22 protein-coding genes and 2 pseudogenes are annotated in these 24692 nt (G+C 58.4%); 6 read left to right on the top strand and 18 right to left on the bottom strand.

What is annotated here, in order from left to right:
* Nucleotides 1-115: 115 nt before the first annotated feature.
* The 7 genes and pseudogenes from ACP7E0_RS01320 to dnaG form a co-directional block, all read right to left on the bottom strand.
* Nucleotides 116-1312, bottom strand: a complete 1197-nt coding sequence (locus tag ACP7E0_RS01320; RefSeq protein ID WP_426122458.1) for a hypothetical protein — start codon at nucleotides 1310-1312, stop codon at nucleotides 116-118.
* A gap of 88 nt (nucleotides 1313-1400) precedes the next feature.
* Nucleotides 1401-2870, bottom strand: coding sequence for a hypothetical protein (locus ACP7E0_RS01315; protein WP_426122457.1), 1470 nt, complete (start codon nucleotides 2868-2870; stop codon nucleotides 1401-1403).
* Between the two features lie 655 nt (nucleotides 2871-3525).
* Nucleotides 3526-3996: pseudogene (locus ACP7E0_RS01310) on the bottom strand (DEAD/DEAH box helicase); the annotation flags it as partial.
* Nucleotides 3997-4072: 76 nt separating this feature from the next.
* Complete coding sequence (locus ACP7E0_RS01305; protein ID WP_426122456.1) at nucleotides 4073-5929, bottom strand: flagellin; 1857 nt, start codon at nucleotides 5927-5929, stop codon at nucleotides 4073-4075.
* A 173-nt stretch (nucleotides 5930-6102) separates the two neighbouring features.
* Entirely contained in the window at nucleotides 6103-7500 is a 1398-nt protein-coding gene (locus ACP7E0_RS01300) for an MATE family efflux transporter (protein WP_426122455.1), read from the bottom strand.
* 219 nt (nucleotides 7501-7719) lie between these two features.
* Nucleotides 7720-8354 (bottom strand): annotated as a pseudogene (locus tag ACP7E0_RS01295) (LysE family translocator).
* 153 nt (nucleotides 8355-8507) lie between these two features.
* Complete coding sequence (dnaG, locus tag ACP7E0_RS01290; RefSeq protein WP_426122453.1) at nucleotides 8508-10508, bottom strand: DNA primase; 2001 nt, start codon at nucleotides 10506-10508, stop codon at nucleotides 8508-8510.
* A gap of 194 nt (nucleotides 10509-10702) precedes the next feature.
* On the opposite strand from dnaG, the gene ACP7E0_RS01285 reads away from it, so the two are divergent.
* From ACP7E0_RS01285 to ACP7E0_RS01275, 3 genes are all read left to right on the top strand, one after another.
* On the top strand, nucleotides 10703-10957 hold the full coding sequence (locus ACP7E0_RS01285) for a BrnT family toxin (RefSeq protein ID WP_426122452.1): 255 nt from the start codon (nucleotides 10703-10705) through the stop codon (nucleotides 10955-10957).
* Nucleotides 10920-11255, top strand: coding sequence for a BrnA antitoxin family protein (locus ACP7E0_RS01280; RefSeq protein ID WP_426122451.1), 336 nt, complete (start codon nucleotides 10920-10922; stop codon nucleotides 11253-11255). The genes ACP7E0_RS01285 and ACP7E0_RS01280 overlap by 38 nt, the downstream gene beginning before the upstream one ends.
* 122 nt (nucleotides 11256-11377) lie before the next feature.
* Nucleotides 11378-12280: a hypothetical protein gene (locus ACP7E0_RS01275; RefSeq protein ID WP_426122449.1), complete on the top strand. Its 903-nt coding sequence runs from the start codon at nucleotides 11378-11380 to the stop codon at nucleotides 12278-12280.
* Here the strand turns inward: ACP7E0_RS01275 and ACP7E0_RS01270 are convergent.
* Nucleotides 12255-12713 (bottom strand): GatB/YqeY domain-containing protein, encoded by a 459-nt coding sequence (locus tag ACP7E0_RS01270; RefSeq protein ID WP_426122448.1) that lies wholly within the window; start codon nucleotides 12711-12713, stop codon nucleotides 12255-12257. The genes ACP7E0_RS01275 and ACP7E0_RS01270 overlap by 26 nt on opposite strands.
* 279 nt (nucleotides 12714-12992) lie before the next feature.
* Between ACP7E0_RS01270 and carA the strand changes: the two genes are divergently transcribed.
* Complete coding sequence (gene carA / locus ACP7E0_RS01265) at nucleotides 12993-14198, top strand: glutamine-hydrolyzing carbamoyl-phosphate synthase small subunit (protein WP_426122446.1); 1206 nt, start codon at nucleotides 12993-12995, stop codon at nucleotides 14196-14198.
* A gap of 64 nt (nucleotides 14199-14262) precedes the next feature.
* Here the strand turns inward: carA and ACP7E0_RS01260 are convergent, their stop codons facing one another.
* From ACP7E0_RS01260 to ypfJ, 9 genes are all read right to left on the bottom strand, one after another.
* Nucleotides 14263-14646: a VOC family protein gene (locus tag ACP7E0_RS01260; protein ID WP_426122444.1), complete on the bottom strand. Its 384-nt coding sequence runs from the start codon at nucleotides 14644-14646 to the stop codon at nucleotides 14263-14265.
* 122 nt (nucleotides 14647-14768) lie between these two features.
* Complete coding sequence (locus ACP7E0_RS01255) at nucleotides 14769-15320, bottom strand: GNAT family N-acetyltransferase (RefSeq protein WP_426122442.1); 552 nt, start codon at nucleotides 15318-15320, stop codon at nucleotides 14769-14771.
* Nucleotides 15317-16735, bottom strand: a complete 1419-nt coding sequence (locus ACP7E0_RS01250; protein ID WP_426122440.1) for an MATE family efflux transporter — start codon at nucleotides 16733-16735, stop codon at nucleotides 15317-15319. The genes ACP7E0_RS01255 and ACP7E0_RS01250 overlap by 4 nt, the downstream gene beginning before the upstream one ends.
* A 171-nt stretch (nucleotides 16736-16906) precedes the next feature.
* Nucleotides 16907-18163, bottom strand: a complete 1257-nt coding sequence (locus ACP7E0_RS01245) for a TCR/Tet family MFS transporter (RefSeq protein ID WP_426122438.1) — start codon at nucleotides 18161-18163, stop codon at nucleotides 16907-16909.
* Between the two features lie 153 nt (nucleotides 18164-18316).
* Nucleotides 18317-19216: a LysR substrate-binding domain-containing protein gene (locus ACP7E0_RS01240; protein ID WP_426122437.1), complete on the bottom strand. Its 900-nt coding sequence runs from the start codon at nucleotides 19214-19216 to the stop codon at nucleotides 18317-18319.
* A gap of 98 nt (nucleotides 19217-19314) precedes the next feature.
* Nucleotides 19315-19638, bottom strand: a complete 324-nt coding sequence (locus ACP7E0_RS01235; protein WP_426122436.1) for a hypothetical protein — start codon at nucleotides 19636-19638, stop codon at nucleotides 19315-19317.
* A 147-nt stretch (nucleotides 19639-19785) separates the two neighbouring features.
* Nucleotides 19786-20136, bottom strand: coding sequence for a hypothetical protein (locus ACP7E0_RS01230; protein WP_426122435.1), 351 nt, complete (start codon nucleotides 20134-20136; stop codon nucleotides 19786-19788).
* Between the two features lie 56 nt (nucleotides 20137-20192).
* Entirely contained in the window at nucleotides 20193-20528 is a 336-nt protein-coding gene (locus ACP7E0_RS01225) for a hypothetical protein (protein WP_426122433.1), read from the bottom strand.
* Nucleotides 20529-20715: 187 nt separating this feature from the next.
* A complete protein-coding gene (gene ypfJ, locus ACP7E0_RS01220; protein ID WP_426122431.1) occupies nucleotides 20716-21657 on the bottom strand; it encodes a KPN_02809 family neutral zinc metallopeptidase in 942 nt (313 codons plus the stop codon).
* 184 nt (nucleotides 21658-21841) lie between these two features.
* On the opposite strand from ypfJ, the gene ACP7E0_RS01215 reads away from it, so the two are divergent.
* The gene (locus ACP7E0_RS01215; protein ID WP_426122429.1) at nucleotides 21842-22870 is read left to right on the top strand and encodes a zinc-dependent alcohol dehydrogenase family protein; all 1029 of its coding nucleotides are present in this window, start codon (nucleotides 21842-21844) and stop codon (nucleotides 22868-22870) included.
* Nucleotides 22871-23000: 130 nt separating this feature from the next.
* Nucleotides 23001-23459: a pyridoxamine 5'-phosphate oxidase family protein gene (locus ACP7E0_RS01210; protein WP_426122428.1), complete on the top strand. Its 459-nt coding sequence runs from the start codon at nucleotides 23001-23003 to the stop codon at nucleotides 23457-23459.
* Between the two features lie 21 nt (nucleotides 23460-23480).
* Here the strand turns inward: ACP7E0_RS01210 and ACP7E0_RS01205 are convergent, their stop codons facing one another.
* On the bottom strand, nucleotides 23481-24554 hold the full coding sequence (locus ACP7E0_RS01205) for a sensor histidine kinase (protein ID WP_426122427.1): 1074 nt from the start codon (nucleotides 24552-24554) through the stop codon (nucleotides 23481-23483).
* Nucleotides 24555-24692: the final 138 nt, after the last annotated feature.

Genomic DNA, 24692 nt, shown 5'->3' with positions numbered 1-24692 from the left:
AAGAACGAAAAAAGCCGGACAGCGTGCCCGACTTATTCAAAACTTAGCAATTACCCGTGTGGGCGATTAGAAAGTGGTCGTTTTACGAAACATCTCATCTCTCCATTTTCACCAACTATTTCACACCTGCCGCCGCCTGTCCATCTAAACCTTTGTCTGCAGGGTCCATTTCGGTCATTCGCTCTTTCCAAGCCAATATGGTGACTATGCCCGGCAATGTCCAATCGCCGACGTCAATTCGCACGCGATTAATCGAAGGCTGCGACTGATGAACATGCCCTGGGGCAGACGTTCCATACCTTCGCCCAGTTAAGCCACAATGGTAAATTTCGAGGTCGTGAGGAAGATTGAAACGGAAAGTGACGCGTTTTGTAGGCTCGGTAAATGTCAGCTGGTAAAGGCGATCAGCGATTGAAATGAAGCTTTCTTCATCCACGACAACGTCAGCCACAGCGGTTGGAACTGATACTTTTTTATTAAATGAGAAGATGAAGTCGCCATCTCGCACAGCAACAACAAGCCCATCATCTTTGTATTCACCATTTACTTCGAAGTCATGAGCCACAATTCTTTGTCGATGGTCGTCGAAACTGAAAATCTTCAATCCAGCGAGTTTGATATCATACTTATAGTGCTTTATGATATCCTTGACATCCGTAGTATTTGTAATCTCGACGGAAGATGCTGATGAAAAATTATAAGGCTTTCCAGAATTCACGTTCGCGATGGTAAAGCTTGTTGTCTCATTCCAACGCAAGTAAGCCGCTGCCATGCCACCATATTCGGCGGGGTCTAGTTTCTCTACGTTAATAATCGAGTGATAGTCTTTTCGCCAAAAGCCACCATCTTTCCAAACCTGATCAATGACATTCGAAGCGATGAATTGCCCAATCGAATTGGAGTTCTCGTCATAGTATCCCATGTATCGCGACGTCGTCTCGATAATGATGCTCTTAGACTCCTCCCGGCTGAGCTTATTTCTCTCCATCGCATCGATAACAACCTTGCTCGAATTTGCAATGTGATTTAGGGCAAAAGACAATATTGAGCTTACTAGCTCAGCAACAAAATTGTATAGAAGCGCCATCACGACGCCTAGGATGATAAACGTGTAAGATATGCTTCTTAAACCGAGGTCATAAAGAGCAACATTGAGAGGTATACACCAAATCGGATCATTCGAACCACATACCGCTTTCAGAATTGCATTTGAGTGATCTGCCATGTAACCGACAAAAACACCCACTACTATAAAAAATATTCCGATTAATACTCTGCTCCATTTATTTTGAAGCACTTCAGATTTTACCATTAGGGGCCCTCCTCATTTCGCTGACATCAACAATCTTGGATTGCATGGAACCAATAACATTCTGTCAACGGCGACATTTCTAAATGGGCTACGCTGCCTTCGACCCCGATGGCTTGTTATCATTCCGTGCATCTATAAGGATGACGTCCTTGTGCCCAAGGATACCGAGTCTATCGAGAACGCTCTCGACTCTCTCCTGCTCTGAATGGGAGAAGAAAATAATGGCCTTGATACCGTGCTCGGCGTCACTTGCAGATTGGTAGATAGGGAGCTGTTTGCGGAGATTTTTTTCGAGCTGCGTGTTCTTGGCAAGCTTCATCTCCACCAAAGTTTTGTCTCGCCCCATAGATATCTTGTAGTCTACCGGCCCTCGGCCGTCATTCGCCTCTGTACCGACATCAAACGGCGAGCCAAACCACACAAACCGGAACAGTATCTGAAGGTCACTTTCACGCTGAATAGCTTGACCCTTGTGATAGAAAATACGGTGGCCGCCTTTATTTTCGATAATGTCCTTCAGGTATGACAAACGACGGTGGGCTTCCGCGTAGCTATCGCCTTTCGAGCTGTAAAAGTCGCTTTGGACCAGAAGTGAGTCTTGTAACTGTCGAACCGCATCGTCGAAGATCGCCTTGGTTTCGGCGACCTTCTGTTTGCTGATGTCAGATGCTTGATCCCCCGTGTTTTCCTTCAGCTGAATGTAATAATCTATCAGCTTAGGAAAATGCATGATCGTACGGGCAGCCGCACGATCCTTATCTTTTTTGGTCGGCGCTTTGTCATCTGAACGGACCAGCATCTTGTGAAAGTAGTTAAAGACCTGGCCTCTCAAATCGGCGTCCGGAATCGCGTCCGGGATACTCTCGAAATCGAGGATCATGTCTGGTCTGTTGATCCAATTCTCGTCCTTGGTTAGGATGTCTTTTGGGGTCAGGAGCACGAAATCTCGGCCGATGTACGGGAGATCAAACTCCTCTCTTTGCCAGAATTCCAGTTCGTAGTTGAACCTGGCCCTAGGAACCCACACACGACGCCGATATTTTCGGTCAATATTCGCCACCGCGAATTTCTGCGTGTATTCACACAGCCAACCCTTGATCAGGTTGGTGGTGAAATCACTGATCATGTCGCGCCCTACCCCGGCATGGATAAGGCAAACCTTCTCGATATGACTGCTTCGGGTTATACGCTCGCCGCCAAAATCGGCAAAAAGGTCTTCCAGATTAGCTTTCAATGCCGCCGCAAAATCGCGCCCCAAGCCGCTGCCTCCATTTCCATGGAGGGAGAAGCCTAGCCAATTCTGCTTAACCTCTGGGAACAGGAGCCATGCCTTCTCAAGCGATGGACTGACCTTCTTGGCGGCAACTGCATCCTTAAGGAAAACCATGTAGCGGAGAATGTCAGCGTGAAGATTTTGATACTCCGCCTTGCTACTGTTGAACAAAAGAAATGGATCGATGAAAAGAGGAAGGTCATTGATCAGCGAAATGTTCAATGATCCGTAGTTATCGACCTGTTCAGGCGTTACACCGAAAAATTCATTGAAATAGGTTGCCATATTCCGCTCCACCCCGCACCACCACATCCTGTTGCGGCTAGCCTTCGTTTTCAACCATCAAGTGCTCTGAGCAGTTCTTTTGAACAAGGATTTGGTCCCATTCCGATTGGCAGGGGATACGCAAGGAATGAGCACAACCTGTTGCCAATGCGATGTCACAACTTGATCGTGCGCTGGGCAGGATATCTTGGCACGAGCAAGCGGCCGTCGAGAATTTCCTAACAACACAGCACAGGAGCCGGTTTCGCCAGACCGAAGACGGATGACGCAGTTCGCGACGGAATGATTGGCGATGCATTACCTCCCCGTTGGCCAAATTGCAGATGACAGCATATGGTTAACTGGTGTCGGCTATTGTTGCCTTGATATTTGCGCCGCCGCTCTCAAAGCTAAAGCCAGGCATCTCGCTTTGCGAGATGAAACGGACGGGCTGAAGCCCGGATTCTTTTGTATACGTTCCGCCGAACGGACTGCCAGACTCTTACGGTCGCTGTCCGAACGGCGCGTATACACAAGGCGGTATCCGCCTAGTCGGCGGATGCTCTGGAGATGAAGACCCTTTCAACAAAATCGGCCTCGTCGAGCCGAAAGGGTTGCGAACTCAATGTCTTGCTGATACCTTTTGTTTTAGGCCCAAAACCGTGAATACGGGAAAACAATGCGCCTCGTCGATGGCAAACAGCGAGATCTTCGCATTGCCGATCATCTCCTTGAAGCCCGGCGTGACGATACGCTCCGGCGTTACATAGAGAAGATCGAGATTGCCGTTGGCAATGGCGCGGCGGACATCCACGAATTCTTCGCGCGACAGCGAGGAATTGAGGGCTGCGGCCCTGACCCCAAGCTGCTTCAGCGCCTCCACCTGATCGCGCATCAGCGCAATCAGCGGCGAGACGACAATGCCGACACCATCCCTGCAAAGGGCAGGAATCTGGAAGCAGAGAGACTTGCCGGCGCCGGTCGGAAACAGCACCACGGCATCGCCGCCGGACACCACACGTTCCACGACGGCCGCCTGCTTGCCGCGAAAGGCGGGATAACCGTAGACCCTTTTCAACACGGATAGCGGATTTTTCGCACCGTCAGTGTCAAACAGGGGATCGATACGGTCTTTGGTCTGCAGCATGGAATCGCTTTCGTGGGGAAAGCGGACTATGGCACAGGAACGGTGGCAGGTGCGAGGGCGGGACCGGCGATTTCGGCTAGCGGAACAGCGCCATGATGTTTTCGGAATTCGCGTTGGCGATCTGCAGCGACTGGATCCCGAGCTGCTCCTGCGTCTGCAAAGCCTTCAACCGCGTCGATGCCTCGTTCATATCGGCGTCGATCAGACGTCCGATGCCCTTGTCGATGGTGGTCATGAGCTTGCTGGTAAAAGCGGACTGCATGTCGATGCGCTTCTGGAAGGCACCGAGGGTTGTCATTCCATCGATTGCGCGCTCCGTGACGATATCGATATAATTGATATAGGATGCGATCTTGTCCGGATTGGCAGCGATATCGATATCCATGAACTGTATCTTTGGGATCGGCTCGATGCTGACCCGGACATTGTCGAAGCTCATACTCGTTCCACTGCCCCATTTGCGGTCTGCCGCAGGGTCCAGCTTCAGCATGACTTCCGTCGGAGATTTTGCCTCGATGATGAGGTTTGGCCATTGCGCGTCGAGCAGGGAATGCAACAGCGTCGCCATTTCTTCTGGCGTTTCAACCTTGCCGCTGTCCTTGCCGAACAGGTTGTTCACATAGGTTCGATCGAAGGAATGGCTGGTTGCCGGCTGACCGTTGATCGAAAAGGAGAAGCTGACCTCGACGCCATCCAGATTGTCACCATCCTCGTGAACAATGAATTCCTTGAACGCTATCGCCATGCCGGACCCTCTGGACCCGAAAGCGGAGGATTCCTTCAGTCCCCCGGTGCCGACACCGACGCTGCTGAGGTTGGCTATCTCCACATAGGATCCATTGCCATGGTTCTGGAGCGTCGAGATGGTCATCCTTTTGGGGTCATGAACAAGGTTGTTTGAGCCGGGCGGGTCATAGTGGTTATAGCTGGCCGAAACGGATGCACCCTCGGTATTCAGCACGGAATTGAGAACCGCGGCAAACTGTGTATTGGTTGTGATCACGCCACCAAGCCCGGGGTAGACCGCATCGACCTGTGCCTTGGTGATCGTGATAGACTTGGTGTAGCCGGCGTAATACGGACCCGGAAGATCCTGCAGTTCACCCGACGTACCTGCCTGGCTGCCCGGGTTCGACGCCTCTTTGTCCAGGATGATGTCGAAGCTGATCTGCGCGCCGGGCGCGGTAAAATCCAGCGACGATCCATCGGGAAAATCATTTAGGCCGAAAATCGCCGCACCACCCGCGCCTGCTTTCGGATACATCCAACCCGAACCATAAACGCCGTCATACTGGGTTAGGTCTCCGCCGATCAAATTGCTGCTGCTGAAGCCGCGGATACCGCCAAGAGTGTCGAGGTCGCGGGCATCGGTCTGCAAGAGGCCCCCGCCCGTGCTGTTGAACAGCGAAACGGCCGAGAGGTGCAGATCCATCGCCCTGACGGCAACGGCCCCAGACGCATCACGAACAAATGCCGATACGCTGGACGCCTTGTTGCGATCAAAATCGTAGATATTGGATATGTCGGTGTTCAACCAGTTTGCACCGCTGAAGCTGGCAGCTTGGGAAATTCCCTGAACCTGCTGCTGAAGTTCAGCCAACTCCTTCTGGACTTTTGCCTTGTCGACGCCGGGCTCCTTGGCCAGCACCAGCTTGGCCTTGAATTCACCGAGGATGTCGATGACGGCATCGAGGCCCGTATAGGCCGTATCGGCTTTTGCCGCAGCAAACCCGAGCGCATCGGCGACGGCAGAAACCGCTGCATTATCCGATCGCATCGTTGTCGAAATCGACCAGTAGGCGGCGTTATCGCTCGCCGTCTGTATCCTGAGACCGGAACTGACCTGTCCCTGAGCAGCCGCCATGCCTGAGCCGATAGATCGCAGAGTCTGGAGCGCAGAAATTGCGCCCGCATTATTATGAATGCTGGTCATATTAGATCATCTTAAAATTGATTACTTGCCCTTCATGGGCGGATGGGTTGCAGCTATACAACCCGAACCATGGTTAATGATTGTTTAACGGCAGGAAGATTATTCAAACATTTCAAACCTCTAATACTGAGAAAGGTTGTGCTTCCGGCGTATGGCCGAAAGCACGAAGAACGTCACCGTTCGCTTGCGATCTCGCGGGAAACCAGCCCGCGGCCGAGCGATTTTTGCCTCGCCGCTTGCCAAAGAACAACACCCGTCACGGCAAACAGCAAGACCTCCGCGGCCGGTGTGGCGAACCAGATCCCCCTTTCGCCGAAGGCGATTGCGAACAAAACGACCAGCGGTATGGTGAACAGATAGGGCTTCGCCAGACCCAGGATTGCCGCGTGCCTGGCGTCGCCGATGGCCTGGAAGTAACTTGCCGTCATCATCAGCGGTCCGGAGAGGAAATAGGCCATGACCATCAACGGCATGATGCGCGAAACATCCCCAATAATGGTTCGATCGTTGACGAAGAACGAACCGATCGGACGGGCGAAAAAGGCCAGTAATATTTCGACGGCGAGGCAGTAAAGGAACGAGACGATGACCGCGAGACGCAGCGCCCTGTCAGAGCGCTGCCAAAGGCCTGCTCCCCTGTTGTTGCCGACAATCGCCTGCATGGCCTGCCCCATGCCCAACAATGGCAGGAACGCAAAGGTCATGATGCGGGTGACGATCCCGTAGGCAGAGATGACGGTGTCATAGGTCTGGGTTGCCACACTCTGCAGGGTGACAATGATGGTGGCCGAGACCAAAGCCATGCCGATAAAGCCGAGGCTTTGCGGCGCACCAAGGGCAACGATGCTTCCCCATGCCGAAAACGGATTGCCCCGCAGCAATGCCGCAAGCGGCAAGACGGTTCGCCCGGAGAGGCGGAAGAAAACGAGGAGACCAAGCGCCAGCCCTTGTGCAAGCACCGTCGCAAAGGCCGATCCCGCAACACCAAGCCCCAACGATGCGATGAAGACATAGTTCAGGCCAAGATTCGCCAACGAGACGAAAAGGCTAAGCAGCGCCATCAACCCTGCCCGCCCCTCACAGCGCAAGGCATCCACATTGACCGACAGCAGCAGTTGCAGCGGGCAAAACAGGGCGATGATGGTGATATAGGCATAGGCCATCTCAGCCAGAGGTCCCGGTCCATTCGCCACGGCCAGGACCAGAGCCCTGCCGAACAGGAGAAACAGCACGACGAATCCGGCACCGATCGCCAGCGCAAGGCCATGCGCGCTGCCGAACACGGCGCGTGCGTTTACGAAGTCCCCGGCTCCGATGGAACGAGCCAGAAGGCTCGCCATGCCGCTGCCGACAAGCGTCGAGAGCGCCACAAGCAGCATGAAGACCGGAAACACCGAGGCGACGGCGCCGACAGCTTCGGGACCGACATAGAGGCCGAGCATCATCGCATCGACAATAGTGAGCAGCCCGTTCATGCTCATGACAAAGATGATGGGAAGCGCAGTCCTGGCAAAAATGGCACCAAGAGGGGCAGTCAAAAAGGCGTTATTATCGGAGGTGTCCAGCGACATCTCACTCTCCTCATTATCGCATTTCGACCATCGGGAGGGGAGCTCGCATTGCCCACCACACGAAATGCTTCGAGGGCGAGAAGATCGTCAATGTCAGGATTTCACCGAAAGTGTGCGAGCGGCAGGCAGCCTGAACCTGGTTCCGGCAATATCTTCAAACCTGAAGACGGTCAAGCGCGGCCATATTGCCCCAGACCGCCGGGCCCGGACGGTCAAGTGTCAGGCGTTGGTGCGTCTATAGAACGCCAAAGAACCTGCCAGCGCCAGCTGTGCACCACCGCAGATCCGGTCGAGCCAGAGTGCGCCGGACTTCTTCAGCACCCTGACGGCCTGCGAGCCGAGTGTGGCGTAACCGGCCATGACCAAGAAATCGATGGAGGCGAAGACCAGCGCCAGGAGCACATATTGCGGGATCTGCGGCTCCGCCGCCACGATGAACTGCGGCAGGAATGCCGAAAAGAACAGGTATCCCTTGGGATTGGTCACCGCCACGAGAAAGCTCTTCAGGAAGATCGCCCGCGCCGAACCGGAGCCATCTTCTGCCGCTCCGTGCAGAGTTTCGTTGAGCGTGCCTTGGAGCGCAACAGCATGATCCCGAGGAAGGCGAGATAGCGGGCGCCGATCCACTTGACGACCGAGAACCAGAATTCGGACGCGGCCAGCAGCGCGCCAAGCCCCAAAGCGACGGCGCCGATCAGGACAAAATCGGACAGGACCGCGCCGACCATGCCGATCAGCGCCCGGCGTACGCCGAAGCGGGAACCGTTGGTCAAAGCAAGAAGCACGGTTGGTCCGGGCGTGGCGATGCCGATGAACGAGACGAGCGCAAAAGCCAGCAAGGTGATTTCAGTCATGGTTCCCCCCTCCTGCGAATGGGCGAACCACAGGCCCAGCCCCGTCGGCAACGATCAAACTTTTGCAATTGCCGGGCGTGATGGCAAGAGGCTCGCACATGCCCTCGCCAGCCGTCAGTTCAGGAGGAAATTCCGATACCGGCAGAAGCTCCCCTACTTGCCCGCAGGCCCCTTCACGCGACCGGACAGGACGCCAAAACCGTCGATGATCGCTTCCTGGTTTTCCAGTCGCGTTACTTCCAGCTGAACCTCCTGCAGATTGCGCAGGATCTGGCTGACAGTGTCGTCGTCGCCTTCTTCCGTGGCGTAGGCCAGTTCGCTTTCCAGTTCGCGGCGCTGCCACAAGAGCGCCTTGGTGCGCTGGTGAAGGGCGAGTGCCTGCAGGTAGCCTTCGCGGGCATCCTCGGGGGCTGCGGCGGTGGTTGCGGTCCAGAGGCGGGCAAAGCGTATCTGCTGGTCGAGCGATTTCAACAGCGCATCGAAGCCCTCGGCCTCCAGCAGCTCGACGAGGATTTCGCGTGACAGGCGCGGACCTTTGGCGGCGGCGGCGTTGAGCACCGACGACCAGAAGCGCTGCAGATCGCGATTGTCGTATTCGATCGCGGAAATCTCGTCATATTCCTCAAATAGCAGCTGCGGATGATTGACGATGGTCAGCGCCAGCACGCTTTCGCGCAAGGGCGGTAGCGCCTGATGGCCGCTGACCAGCGACGAGCGGGCGAGCCGGTCGGAAATGCCCGAGCGTTCCGACATGCGTCCGCCCTGCTGTCCGCCGCGGCCCTGCCCCTGGCCGCCATTGCGGTTGGCGCCCTGGCGCTGGTTGCGGTCGAAACCGCGCTGGCCGTTCTGCTGGCGCGAGGCACCCTGGAAAAACTGGTTCAGCCGATCGCGCACGTCCTGGCCATAGTGGCGGCGGACGTTTTCGTCGGCGATCACCGAAACCACCTGTTTCAGCGTCGCTTCCAGCTGGGCGCGGCTCTCCGGCGTATCGAAGCCACCGGCCTGGGCTTCCCGCAGCCAGACCATTTCCGATAGCGAGCGGGCCGATGCCATGACCTTGTCGAACGGTGCCCGGCCCTCGTTGCGGACGAGATCGTCGGGGTCCTTGCCATCCGGCAGCATGGCGAAGCGCACGGAAAAGCCGGGTTTGAGATGTGGCAGCGCCAGATCGACGGCGCGGTTGGCGGCGCGGATACCGGCGCTGTCCCCATCGAAGCAGAGCACCGGCTGCGAGGTGAGTTTCCACAACAGCGCCATCTGGTTTTCTGTGAGCGCGGTGCCGAGCGGTGCCACGGCATTTTCGATGCCGGCCTGATGCAGCGCGATGACATCCATGTAGCCTTCGACGGCGATGATCGTCCCTGCTCCGTCGGCTCCGGACATCGCCTTGCGGGCGCGCGAAAAATTGTAGAGCACATTGCCCTTGTGGAAGAGCTCGGTCTCGTTGGAATTGAGATATTTGGCCGGCGCATCCGGCGACATAGCGCGGCCGCCAAAGGCGATGACCTTTTCGCGCGACGACAGGATGGGGAACATGATGCGATCGCGAAAGCGGTCGTAGGAGACCGGAATATCGGGACCGTGAACGACCAGGCCGCAGGCCTCGATCTGGTCTTTCGGCACGCCTTTTCCGGCCAGGAATTCCTTCAGCGCATTGCGGCTTTCCGGCGCGTAGCCGAGGCGGAATGTCTCGATGGTGCGGCCGGTCAGACCCCGGTCGCGCAGATAGGCGCGTGCCTTGGCGCCGTTTGCCGTCTGCAGCTGGTCCTGGAAAAACTGCGTCGCCACTTCCATGACGTCCTGCAGGCCGATGCGCTGGCGGTCGCGCTTCTCGGCCTCGACATCCGGCTGCGGCATGGCGACACCGGCGAGATCGGCGATCTGCTGCACGGCCTCGGGAAAAGCCATGCCATCGAGATCGGTGAGGAAACGGAAATGATCGCCGGACACGCCGCAGCCGAAGCAATGGTAGCGGCCCTTGCGGTCCTCGCAGTGAAAGCTGGGCGATTTCTCGCCATGAAACGGGCAGCAGGCCCAATAGTCCCCGCGCGAGGCATTGGTTTTCTTGCGATCCCAGGTGACGCGTTTGCCGATAACGTCCGAAATGGGAACGCGGTCGCGGATCTCGTCAAGGAAAGAGTTGGAAAATCGCATGAATACCTCTGGGCTGGCTTCCATATAGGCGGCAAACCGCGCCCGCGCCAGCGAGGGTAGAGATCATACCCGCAATTCACAGGTTGGCGGATTTCTTAACTGTATATACAATCCGTATTGTTATCGTTGGGTCTGGCTAAGCCAATGGTGCATTGTGATGTTAGACCCGCAACCGTTGACGTCTTTTGATTGGAATGACCAAAAGCGCCTCGACAATTTCCAAAAGCATGGCATCGACTTTGAAGATGCCGTTCTTGCTCTGCAAGAACCCCAGGATCGAGTTCAATCCATCAGAAACGGAGAAATCCGGACGTTTGGCGATCTGCCCAGACACCAACCGCATCATCACTGTCGTCTACACGATGCGTGCGGAAATCTGCAGAATCATCTCCGCCCGTCCGGCACACAAGAATGAGCAAAGAATCTATCACCAGAGTTTCCCTCGATGAAATCCTCGAGAAGCGGGCACACGGCGAAAAAAGCCTGACCGACTGGGCACGCGTCGCAGCGCTGACCGACGAGGACATCATGGCGGCCATGCGGGACGATCCTGACTGGGCCGAATTCATGGATGTCGACTGGTCGAAGGCGACGATCGTCTACCCGACCCCGAAGAAAGCCGTTTCGATCCGGCTCGACGAGGATGTCATCGACTTCTTCAAGAAGAGCGGCAAGGGTTATCAGACGCGGATGAACGCGGTGCTGCGGCATTTCATGACCGAGCAGAAGAGCCGGAAGAAGGGATAGCTGCCAGTCGCCACCTGCAGATCCAAGGAATTGGTATCTGGGCAGAAATGCCCAGAATAGGCCGTTGATGCCGGATGAAGAACAGGCAATGAATTGCTGGTTATCTTTCCGGAAACCGCCCGATGCCCCTCGCTGCGAACGACCTTGTGTCCAACACCCTCTTTTTTGCCGCCATGCAGGAAAACGCCCGGCAGATGACGGCGCTTTTCGCGGAAAATCCACGGTTGAATTCGATTTTCGCCTCGCAGCAGCGCTGGCTGATGGCGCAGCTGGGATTGTCGCTGCACTATAGGCCCGATCCGCAGGATCCGGCGAAAGGCCTCTATATGGGGCGCTTCGTTGCAGCAGCAGTTGAGTACGGCATTGCCAGCCGCAACACTGCCAGCGCCTTCGTCAAGGAAATGCTCGCCTATCGTTTCGTACGCCGGATCGACAACCCGCCCGATCACCGTATGCGGCCGCTGGAACCGATGGATATAGCGGTGCAATCCGTCGTCAAATGGCTCTATGCACATCTGACCATTCTCGACATGCTGGACGGCGGCGAAAGGGCTGTGGCGCTGGTGGAGAACCCGGGCCTGTTTGCAAGCCTGCAACCCGTCATCGCGCAGGGAATTCTGGAAAACCACGCGGTGCGCAGTCCAGGCGAGACATTCAATCTGTTTACCTGGGCCAATTCGGGTGGACTGGTGATGGATTGTTTCATTGCCCTGATAAAGGACCTCGATCCGGACGCGCCGCGCATCCTGCTCGGCCCGGTCTCATCGGCCGATATCTGCCAGCGCTACCTGATCTCGAAAACCCACTTGAAGCGGCTGATGGACAAGGCGGCAGAGATGGGCAGCCTTGGACATGATACCGCTGCCGGCAAGAACATGCTCTGGCTTTCGCAAAGCTTCGTGCGCGAATACTGGACCTATCAGGCGGAAAAATTCGCGATTATCGACGCGGCCTTTCATTCGCGGGCCGCGCCGGAAATCAAGTCAGGCGGATCAGCCGTCAGGCAGCTGTCAGCAGTTCCTTGAGCACGGACGACGCCTTGGCGAAATCCATCTGGCCGGCATAACGCTCCTTCAGCACCGCCATGACCTTGCCCATGTCCTTCGGGCCGGCGGCGCCGGCTTCAGCGATCGCTGCCGCGACATTGGCCCGCACATCGGCTTCGCTCAGTTGCTTGGGCATGAAGTCCTGGATGACGACGATTTCGGCGCGTTCCTTGGCGGCGAGTTCCGGGCGGGCATTGTCTTCGTAGATCTTCGCCGATTCTTCGCGCTGCTTGACCATCTTGGCCATGATCTGCAGGATTTCGTCATCGGTGGCGTCACCCTTGCCTGCGCCGCGATTGGCGATATCGCGTGTCTTGATCTCGGCCTGCATGAGACGGACGGTGGAAAGCCGCGGCGCATCCTTGGCTTTCATCGCATCCTTGAGGGCGGCAGCGAGTTGATCGCGCATCATTGTCTTCTCCTGTTTGATGGCGTTTCATAAACCAGCCGGACAAGCCGGAGCAAACGAAATGCGTGAATCCGCGGTAAAAGCCGCAGGAAAAGCCCGATCTCACCGTCTTCAAGATTGACCTTGCCGGGCGCTGCAGTTATTGACCGTCACCTGCACCAACATCGTGACCAGGCCTGACAGCGCGCGCCCATCGCCCGCTTCTGCCCGCCTGCAAACCACAACGGCCGGCCGGCGTTCCCTAGAACGTCCGCGACGCGCCGCCTGAACGGGATGAAGACAATGACCGCGACAGCCCCCTGGACCACCGCAAAACCAACCGCCCTGCTTGTTTTGGCCGACGGCACCGTCATCGAAGGCAAGGGCATCGGCGCCACCGGCAAGGTTCAGGCCGAAGTGGTCTTCAACACTGCGCTGACCGGCTATCAGGAGATCATGACCGATCCGTCCTATCTCGGCCAGATCGTCACCTTCACCTTCCCGCATATCGGCAATATCGGTGCCAATGACGAAGACATCGAAGACTTGACGCCGGCAGCACGCCACGGCGCGGTCGGCGTCATCTTCAAGGCCGACATTACCGACCCTTCCAGCTACCGCGCCGCAAAAAATCTCGACGCCTGGCTGAAGGCACGCGGCATCATCGGCATGTGCGGCATCGACACCCGGGCGCTGACCGCCTGGATCCGAGAGAACGGCGCACCGAACGCGGTGATCGCCCATGACCCGAACGGCGTTTTCGACATCGATACGCTGAAGGCGGAAGCCAAGGCCTGGAGCGGCCTTGAAGGCCTCGATCTCGCCAAGGTCGCCTCCTCCGGCCAGACCTCGCGCTGGAGCGAAAAGCCCTGGGTGTGGAACGAAGGTTACGACGAACTGGCGGGCGCCGACACGACGTATCATGTCGTGGCGCTCGACTACGGCGTCAAGCGCAACATCCTGCGCCTGTTCACCGGGCTCGGCTGCAAGGTCACCGTGATGCCGGCAACGACATCAGCCGAAGATGTGCTTGCCCAGAAGCCGGATGGCATCTTCCTGTCGAACGGCCCGGGCGACCCGGCGGCAACCGGCGAATATGCGGTTCCGGTGATCCAGGAACTGATCAAGAGCGACATACCGCTGTTCGGCATCTGCCTTGGCCACCAGATGCTTGGCCTGGCGCTCGGCGCGACGACCGAGAAGATGCACCAGGGCCATCACGGCGCCAACCATCCGGTCAAGGACCACACGACGGGCAAGGTCGAGATCGTCTCGATGAACCACGGTTTCGCGGTGGATTCGAAGTCCTTGCCGGAAGGCGTTGAAGAGACTCATATTTCCCTGTTCGACGGCACCAATTGCGGCCTGCGCCTGACCGGCAAGCCGGTGTTCTCAGTCCAGCATCACCCGGAAGCCTCGCCCGGCCCGCAGGATAGCCACTACCTCTTCCGCCGCTTCATCAACCTGGTGCGCGAGAAGAATGGCGAACCGGCGCTGGCCGAACGCTGAGTTTTTAACGTTCTTGAATGCAGAAAAGCCCCGGTCTCTCAAAGGAGTACCGGGACTTTTTTGTTTAGCCGTTGAAGACCACGGAAAGCTTGTTACCGGCCGGGTCGCGCATATAGGCCGAATACCAGTCCGGGCCATACTGCGGACGAACGCCAGGAGCACCTTCGTCGGTGCCGCCATTGGCCAGCGCCGCATTGTAGAAGGCATCGACCTCTCCATGCGATTTCACCACGAAGCCGACCATGGTGCCGTTGCCGGGTGTGGCCGGTTCCTTGTTGAACGGTTCGCAGACCCAGAGCAGGAAACCTTCGCCCGTCCCGCCCAGGGTATAGCCGTGCCAGCCCGGATATTTTACATGCGCGCTCCAGCCGATCGTCGCAAGCAACGCATCGTAGAAGCGCACCGACGCGGCATGATCCAATGTTCCAACAGTTGCATAAGCGGTCATTTTTTACCCTCCATTGATCGCCGTAAACTAAGCAGAAAAACAGAACATATAAAGAACAAAATGACGTGACGCGGATGCAATCGGCCGACCGGTGGACCTTAAGCCTCAGTGCCCTGCGCGGACTATACCGTAGCCCAGGCATCGCGGGTCAGCCGGAAGCACATCCAGTTGAGCGGAGAACCGGAAATATCCAGCACCGCATCATAGGCATGCACCGCGCCGAGTTTGGCAGTCGCCTTTTGCGATCGGATGTTTGTCGGGTCGATATGGAACCAGACATCGTCGACGCTCTGGAAGGCATGCTCAAGCATCAGGCGCTTGATCTCGAAATTGGTTGTCCCGCCCCAATAGGCATTGTTGAGGAAGGTGAAACCGATCGAGACGGCCCGCGGCTGGTCCGGCGCCACGTAATAGCGCGAGCAGCCGATCAGTTTCCCGGTAGCCCAGTCGATGAAGACCAGCGCGCTCTTGCTCGCCATCTGGGAATCGAAATACTGGCGGAAGACCTCCGGCTTGTAGCGTTCCCTGGCCGGATACCCGGCCCAAACGGCCGGATCGCTGCCGGCCGCATAGAGCCCGTCGAAATCCTCGGGCTTCAAAGGGCGCAGAAGAAGCGTTTCTCCCCTCAATTCCGGCTGAAAGTTCAAACCGTTTTCCGGCATGGAGCGGGTCATAAAACAGTTCCGGGTGGCAAGGCCAAAAGCTTCCGCTCCCGTTTCAGGAAGATGAAGAAGCGCCAGGTGAGCGACACGCTGGCAGCGGCAAGGCCGAGCACAAAGCCATACCAGACGCCGACGCCGCCGAAGCCGAAGTGGAAGGCGAGGACATAGGCGGCGACAAAGCCGATCGCCCAATAGGAGACCAGCGCCAGGATCATCGGCACCGTCGTATCCTTCAGGCCGCGCAGCATGCCGGCGGCGAGCGCCTGCACGCCATCGACCAGCTGGAACGCACCGGCAATGACGATCAGCGGGCCGGCATAGGCGAGAACCTGCGCCGCATCCGGCCGGTTGGTATCGAGATACATTGCCGCAAGCTCATGCGAAAACACCGCGAAGACGACGCTGCCGATGAAGGCGAAACCGCAGCCGATGACGAAGACGGCGATTGCTGCCCGCTTGATGCCTTCGGCATCGCGGCGGCCATGGGCAAGGCCGATACGCACGGTCGCGACCTGCGCCAGTCCGAGCGGCACCATGAAGGCGACGGAGGCGAACTGCAGCGCGATGCCGTGAGCGGCGAGCTCGACGGTGCCGATCATGCCCATCAACAGCGAGGCTACGGTGAACAGGCTGACTTCGGCAAGGATCGTGACGGCGATCGGCAGGCCGAGCTTGACGACCTCCTTCAGCACCGGCCAATCCGGCCGCCAGAAGCGCACGAAGATCTCGTAAGCGCGGGTCTGCGGCTGCGCCTGGATATAGATGTAGAGCAGCACGAAACTCAGCGTGTTGACGATCAGCGCCGAAATGCCGGCACCGACGATGCCGAGCGCCGGAGCGCCGAAATGACCATAGATGAACACATAGCAAAGGGCTGCATTGGCCAAGAGCACGATGATCGTCACGTAGAGGATGATGCCGGCGCGCTCCAGCGAGCTGAGGAAACCGCGCAGAACCATGAACAGCAGCGCCGGGAACATGCCCCAGAGCGCAATGTGCAGATAGCTTCCGGCAAGGGCTGCGACTTCCGGCTTCTGTCCCAGCATCAACAGCACATGCTCGGCCTGCCACAGCACCGGCGCCATGATGACGCTATAGCCGAGCACTGCCCACATGCCCATGCGCACGGCCCGGCGCACGGCGACGCGGTCGCCCCGGCCTTCGGCCTGCGCCACGATCGGCACGACGGCATTGGCAAAGCCCGAGCCGAAGATGAAGATGGTGAAGAACATCTGCGCGGCCAGAACCATCGCCGCAAGCTCGGTGGTACCGAGGCGGCCGACCATCAGGACGTCGGTGGCATGGATGGCGAACTGAGCCAGCTGGGCGCCGACAAAGGGCACGCCAAGCGCAATGGTGGCGCGATAATGCGCGGACCAGGAATTATCGGTGCGGACGCCCGTGTCGACAGGGGTTGAAGTCAGCATGATGAGGATAGGCCTTTGGCTTCGTCGCAACCGGTATGGGCCGCAAGACGGAAGATTGGGAAATAGAACACCCGTTTGAAAAGCACCAGCCAGAACGGCGAAAGTGCTTATTTTTTCATCCAAACATCACAGAAGTTGATCGTTTTCCGGGCGGAACCACTGGAAAACCGGTCAGATCGTCTGCCCGGCCGCACCGCCATCGTCTACCGAAGTGGGTGACGGCCGCACCTTCAGGATGTAGACCGCGATGGCCAATGCGACGAAGACGGCACCGAGAATATAGGGCGCACCGGCGAAGGTGACGGGGGCCTCAGGCGCGGTGAAGATGCTGAAGATCTGCGCGAACATCAGAGGCCCGAGGATGGTCGTGAAGCTGGAAATGCTCGACAAGGCCCCCTGCAACTCGCCCTGCGCAGACGGCGGCACCTTGGCCGAGGCGATACTACGCAAGGGCGGATCGGCCAGTGCTTCGAGGCAGGTAACCATGATGACGGCATAAATCATCCAGCCCTGGAAGGCGAAGGCATAACCGACAAGGCCGAGCCCGGTGAAGATCAACCCGACCGCGCCTGCCTTCCATTCGCCCAGCAACGGAATGGCCTTTGGCAGGACAAAGCCCATCACCAGAGCACCGCAGATCCCGAAGATGCCGAGTGACAGACCGATCTGCCCCTCGCTCCAATCATAACGATAGGAGGCGACGAACGACCAGACGGCGGGATAGACCGCATGCGCCTGCCAGAACAGGAAGAACACCAGAAGCACCCAGCCGATGCCGGGATAATTGCGCATCTGCTTGATCGCACCGAGCGGATTGGCCCGCTTCCATTCGAAACGGCGGCGGTTATGACTTTCCAGTGTTTCGGGCAACAGGAACCAGGCCAGCACAAAATTGACGAAGGACAGGGCAGCGGCGCCATAGAAAGGAATGCGCGGGCCGAATTCGCCGAGCAACCCGCCCATTACCGGGCCGAGCGCGAAACCGGTGCCGAAGGCGATGCCGATCAGCCCAAAGTTCTTGGCACGATTGGTGTCATCGCTGACATCGGCGATGTAGGCGGCGGCGGTGGAAAAGCTGGCACCGCTGATGCCGGCCAGCACCCGGCCGATAAACAGCAACCAGTAGGTTGTCGCGAGCGCGCAGATCAGGTTGTCGAGCGCAAAGGTCAGCACCGAGGCAAGCAGGATCGGCCGGCGGCCGAAACGGTCGGACAGATTGCCGATCAGTGGCGCGAAGATGAACTGCATGCCGGAATAGACCAGAAGCAGCCAGCCCCCATCAACCGCCGCTTCGCTGATCGTATCTCCCGTCAGTTCCTTCAGATAGGCAGGCAGCACCGGAACGATGATGGCGATGCCCATGATATCGAGGAACAGGATGAGGAAAACCAGGGAAAGGCCGCGCCGCGCTGACTTCGGATCGATCATCGAACAAACCTTAATGGGCATCCGGCGGCGCGCGGATACAGAACGCGAACATGACAGGCAAATCGTCTGTATCGGAAAATTTTGACGGAAACAATACGTGAACATTTCAATGTTCGTGATGATTGCGTCGGGAACATTGATGAGCGCCGCAGGCTAACACCTTGGCCGGTTCTTCAGAAAATCGATGAAAGCCCGCAATGGCGGCGGCATGTGTTTGCGGCCAGCATAATAGAGATAAGGTCCGGGAAAATCCGGCATCCAGTCTTCCAGGATCGCAACCAGCTCGCCGCAAGCGATGGCGGGCGCCAAAAATTCCTCGAAGGTGGCGATGATGCCAAGACCGTCGATCGCGGCGCGGATCTCCAGTTCGAGCGTATTGGCGGTGATGCGGGCCTGCGGCGAAAGCCGGATCACCTCATCGCCGCGCTCGAACTCCCAGGACGACACCCGGCCACTGGCGAAGCGATGCCGGATACAGGCATGATCAAGGATATCGCGCGGATGGCCCGGCTCGCCATGGGCCAGCAGGTAGGCGGGCGAAGCAGCAGCAACGAACCGCTGGCGGCGCGGGCCGATCGGCACGGCGATCATGTCCTTCTCCAGCCGCTCGTCATAGCGCACGCCCGCATCGAAGCCGGCAGCAAGTACGTCGATGAAACTGTCGTCGGCGATGACTTCGAGCATGATGCCAGGATAAGCTTTGAGGAAATCGGCGATGAGATCGGGTAGCACGACGCGGGCCACGACGGTGGCGACGTTGAGGCGCAGGGTGCCGGTAGCGCTGTCGCGAAAGCTGCCGACCTGATCGAGCGCTGCCGCAACCTCGCCAAGCGCCGGCGACAGCCGCTCCATCAATTGCTCTCCGGCCTCCGTCAGGGTGACACTGCGGGTGGTGCGGTTGAGCAGGCGCAGACCGAGCCTCTCTTCCAGCCGCCGCAAGGCTTCGCTCAGCGACGAGGCCGAGACTCCACGCAGGCGGGCCGCAGCGCGAAAACTACGCTCGCGCGCCACGGCCGTGAACACATCGAGATCGGCAAGCGGAAGGTCATTCATTGTGCGAATATCCAAACAACCGGCATTTATCGAGATGGACTATCGCACAAAGCCTCACGCGGTCAAAGCACGCCGCGATCCTTCTCCAAGCTACGCAGCTATTTCACATAGACGATCTTGCCACCGTTGAACGCTGTCTGGATGCCGACGACGTTGCGCAGCTGGACGTGCTTTTTCAGGAGAAAACTCTTGAGATAGGCATCGGACCGGATTTCGTCCTGCGCTTTGGCGATCGTCTGTGGCGAAGGATAGCGATAGGTCCGCGGCACCTGCTGCGTTTCGTCATCATCGTCAACCTCGTCCTTGATGATGATGACGGTGATGCTGACCTGGCCGGAACGCGCGTCCCGGGCGCTGGCGACACTGCCAAGCGACATGACCGCGATCAGGACGGCAAACACGAGCATGATGAGTCTGCGCATTGTTTTCTCCTCAAAAGGACCGGTGCCCGTTTGCCGCAATCGGCAGGCAGTTACATATCGGTGCCGCAACGAGTAACGGCCGGGTGTGCGGGATAGTTTCGCCGCTGCGGCGCCGTGTTCATGAGAAAGAAACCGCCGTCATCCCGATCACTTCACATAGACGATCTTGCCGCCGTTGAAGGCGGTCTGGACGCCGTTGACGTTGCGGGCCGGAATGCCACGCCGCTGCAGGGCGGCACGGATATTCGGTGTGTTGCGGATTTCCTCCTGCCCCTTGGCATAGGTCTGCGCCGACGGATAGCGGTAGGTTCGCGGCACCTGCTGAAAGTCATCAGGGCCAATGTAATCGCGGATGATGATGACAGTTACCCGGGGATTGGTATTGGCGGCCTGGCGGGCCGTCTGCGCCTTCTGAGCGTAGGCAGTTCCCGTCGCCAGCCCGCCGCCAAGGGGGACCAAAAAAGCGGCTGCGAGAACAAGCGTGACGATCTTCTTCACTGTCTTTCTCCTTCAGCAATCACTGTTGCAACGTCTTCCGCCGCAAAGTGTTGATGTCATCTTGCATAAATGATCTTGCTGCCATCCAGCGCAGTTTGAATGGCAAGGACATTGTGCGGCCGGATGTTGCGGCGCTCCAGAGATGCCTTGATCACCGGATTGGAGGCAATTTCCGCCTGTGCACGCGCCCGCGTCTCGGCCGACGGATCACGGAATATGGCCGGCGCGCGGTCGCCACCACGATCGCCGGACTTCATCATGATGACGGCAATGCCGGGTTCCATAGGATGACCGAACAGAATGGTGCCGAGCGTTTCGGTCGCAGATGCGGGCGCCGCCGCCGATAGGGCAAGCGTTGCAGCCATAAATGTCAGGGTGATGATTTTCCGCATGCTTGTTCTCCTTCACTGGCCGTCCGGCATATCCGGCTTTTCGCCAGCTCCGTGTCGATAGGAGAGATATAGGTTGTCCCGTTGCTTTTGCGATTGGCGGCAGCGCGGCGGGCGAATTTTTTTCAAGCCTGTAGTAACTATAGTTTAAAAAGGCGGCGCTCCTGCAACGGGACGCGCCGCCGTCTGTTCAGATACTGCTGTTGAACGTATCGCAGGCAGACAGCTTGCCACTATCGAAGCCGCGCTTGAACCAGGTCGAGCGCTGCGCCGAGGTGCCGTGATTGAAGCTTTCGGGCACGACATAGCCCTGGGTGCGCTTCTGCAGCGTATCGTCGCCGATCTGGGTGGCGGCGTTCAGCGCCTCTTCAAGGTCGCCCTTCTCCAAAATGCCCTTCTGTTCGGTATATTTGCCCCAGATGCCGGCAAAGCAATCCGCCTGCAACTCCACCCGGATCGACATCTGGTTGGAATCGGCTTCGCTCATGCGCTGACGCTCAGCATTCACCTTGGGCAGGATGCCGAGCAGGTTCTGGACGTGGTGGCCAACCTCGTGAGCAATGACATAGGCCTCGGCGAAATCGCCGGACGCGCCAAATTTCTGGGCCAATTCATCGAAGAAGGCCATGTCGAGATAGACCTTCTGGTCGCCCGGGCAATAGAACGGGCCGCTGGCGGACGAAGCCGAGCCGCAGGCCGAATTGATGCCGTCGCGGAAAAGGACCAGCTTCGGCTCGACATAGGTTTCACCGCTCGCCTGGAAGATGCCGTTCCAGGTGTCTTCGGTCTCGGCCAGCACGGTGGAGACGAAGGCCTTGGTTTCCTCCTCCTGGGCCGAGCCCTGCGGCGACTGCGACGGTGACTGGGTCTGCTCGTAGCCGGACTGCCCGGTCGACTGGCCGCCGTCAAGCACCTGCAAGAGGTCGATGCCGACCATCTTGAGACCGAAATAGATGACGACGAGGAAGATGATCGTGCCGATGCTCATGCCGCCGCCGCGACCGCCGCCGCCGGTCGGGAGGCGGAAACCGCCACCCCGGCCGAACGGATTGCCGCCCATGCCGCCTCGCACCGGACCGGATCCGCGCTCGTCCTCGACATTGCCCGATTGGCGCCGGCCCTTCCATTCCATGATGATCTCCCCGTCTTAGCCGCTGCGGCTATCAAGCTTTTCAAGACCATATAACGCGCCAGACGGGATTTTGTACAAGACCAAAACGACAAAGTTTTTCACGCGCTAAAATTCAACCCAGCCGTTGGCAGCCGGTGACGGCCCATGCCAGTATGGCCGCCATTGTTTTGGGAGGAACGAGCCTATGAAAGCCATGCGTCTGGAATCGATCGGCAATCTGATTGTGCGCGAGATCGAGACGCCCGTTCCGGGGCCGGACGACCTCCTGGTGCGGGTCGAGGCCTGCGGCATCTGCGGCACCGACCGGCATCTCCTGCACGGCGAGTTTCCCTCGACGCCACCCGTCACCCTCGGCCATGAATTCTGCGGCATTATCGAAGCCATGGGCGCTGACGTGAAGGGCTTTAAACCCGGCGCCCGCATCACCGGCGACCCGAATATTTCCTGCGGCCGCTGCCCGCAATGCCAGGCCGGCCGGGTCAATCTCTGCCGCAACCTGAAGGCCATCGGCATCAGCCGCGACGGCGGCTTTGCCGACTATGTCATCGTGCCGCAGAAACAGGCTTTCGAGATCTCGCTCGACATGCCCGCAGCGCACGGTGCCTTTTGCGAACCGCTGGCCTGCTGCCTGCATGGCATCGACATCGCCGGGATCAAGGCAGGCTCTTCCGTCGTCGTGCTCGGCGGCGGTGTGATCGGCTTGTTGACGGTGCAACTGGCGCGGCTAGCGGGTGCGACCACTGTCATCCTCTCGAGCCGGCAGGAAGCCAAACGGAAACTCGCCGAAGAACTGGGGGCGACCGCCAGCGTCGATCCTTCGGAAGGTGATCTCATCGAAGCCATCACCGGGCCGGGCGGGCTTGTTCCGGGCGGCGTTGATGTGGTGATCGAATGCGCCGGTGTCGCAGCGACGGTCGAGCAATCCACCCGGCTTGCAAAAGCCGGTGGTACCGTCGTCATCCTCGGCGTGATGGCGCAGGGCGAAACGGTCAGGATCGAGCCGTTCGACATTCTCTTTCGCGAGTTACGGGTGCTCGGCTCCTTCATCAACCCCTTCACCCACCGCCGCGCCGCCGATCTGGTCGCATCCGGCGTCATCAATGTGGAAAAGCTGATCTCGCGAACAATCACGCTGGAGGAAGCGCCGGAAGTGATCCGCAATCCGCCGGCCAAGGGAGAAGTGAAGGTGCTGGTGGTGGCAACGGGCGGGTAAAGCTTTCAGGGGCCGACATACGACATCTGACTGCGGCTGTTTGCCCTCTGAAGCCCGATTTCGAAAAACCGGAATGCGAACCGTGCTACAATTGCCTATGGGCAATCGATGTCCGGAAGGAACATATCCGATGATCTTGAAAGAGATGACCAGCGACGACTGCGTTGACGTCCTCTCCAGGGGCCACATTGCCCATCTTGCCTGCGCCAAGGACAATCGGCCTTATGTCGTGCCGATCCAATACGCGTTTGAATCCCCCAGCCTCTACGGGTTTTCGATGCCAGGGCAGAAAATCGACTGGCTGCGCGCCAACCCGCTGGTCTGCATCCAGGTGGGCGAAATCAAGGACAACGAGGCTTGGCGAAGCGTCGTCGTCGAAGGACGCTATGAAGAGTTCCCGGACGACGAGCGATGGCACAATGAGCGGCTCCACGCCTGGTCGCTGCTGGAAAAACGCGGCAACTGGTGGGAGCCTGGCTCTTTGAAGCCCGGCCCGGTTGCAGGCGACGGCAAAAACACCACGCCGGTGTTCTTTGCCATTCATATCGACAGTGTCACCGGCCGTCAGTCGGCTGCCGGCGAGAACTGAGAGAGACTGAAGACGCCTGCTCTAAGCCGCTTCGGGCAGGCGTGAGGTGAAGGTGGCGCGGGTGATCGACACAGCCGTGCCGTTGGCGCCGGTTGTCGTCACAATCTGCGCCGCTAGCTGCTTGACCAGTGCCTGGACGATTGCCGTACCCAGGCCGCCGCCCGGTTTGGGCACAGAAAGAATATCTTTTCCGACGCCGTTGTCCGAAACGACCAGTTTCCAATCGGCGCCGTTGACCTCGTAGGAAACCGATATCGACGCCTCGTCTTTGAGGATGGGAAAGGCATATTTGATGGCGTTGATGACCAGTTCGGTGACGATCAGCCCGAGGCTGACGGCCTGGTCCGAGCCGATCCGGCCATTCTGCGCCAGCACCTTGATATCGATCGGCTGGCTCTCGCCCGTCATCGACGACGACAGGCTGCCGCAGAGCTTTTCGAGATAGGAACCAACCTCGATCTGGTCGATACCGCCGGTCACATGCAGGTGGCGTTGCACCTCGGCGACCGACATCACCCGTTGATGCGCATCCTGCAAATCGCGGCGGGTTTCCTCCGACGTTACCGCTCGCGCCTTCAGCAGAAGAATGCTGGCAATGATCTGCAGGCTGTTGGCGACACGGTGCTGCATTTCCTCCAGCAGCACGCCTTTCTGGTGAAGCAGGTCCTCCGTGCGCTCATGCAGGATTTCCTTTTCGCGCTCGATGGCGCGGCGGGCGCTGATGTCTGTGAAAGCCAGCAGGATTGTCGTGCCGGAGCCTTCGCCGTAAACCACCTGGCGGGCGTTGAGCAGCATGATCCTGCGGCCGAGACCGGGGAAATCATGCTCAACCTCGAAGCCATCCATGGCCGTTTGCGCCGGGATGATCGTTTCCAACAGCAGACGCAACGCCGGTATATCCCATTGGCCATCGCCAAGCGTGTAGAGCAGCCGGCCATAGGTATCCTCGGCCTTTACCTTGAATGTCTCATAGAAGGAGCGGCTGGCGGCGAGCACATGGAAGCGTTTATCGAGCACCAGAAGCGGATCATGGATCGTATTGACGATCGCCTGGGCAAGCGTTTCGGCATCTTCGAGATTCTGAAAATTGATCATCTGGGTCGCGCCGTTCCGGACTTGCAGGCTGCACCTCTGGCGAGGCAGCGTCGTGTCCGGATATTTCCTACACCCTATTTCAAGAGGAGTCGCCTTTCATATCGAACCGCCGCAAAATCCAAGCGCCAGAGGTGCGCG

This window comes from Pararhizobium sp. PWRC1-1 (assembly GCF_049897905.1).
GTDB lineage: Bacteria > Pseudomonadota > Alphaproteobacteria > Rhizobiales > Rhizobiaceae > Pararhizobium.
This window is presented reverse-complemented; position numbering and strand designations above follow the sequence as displayed.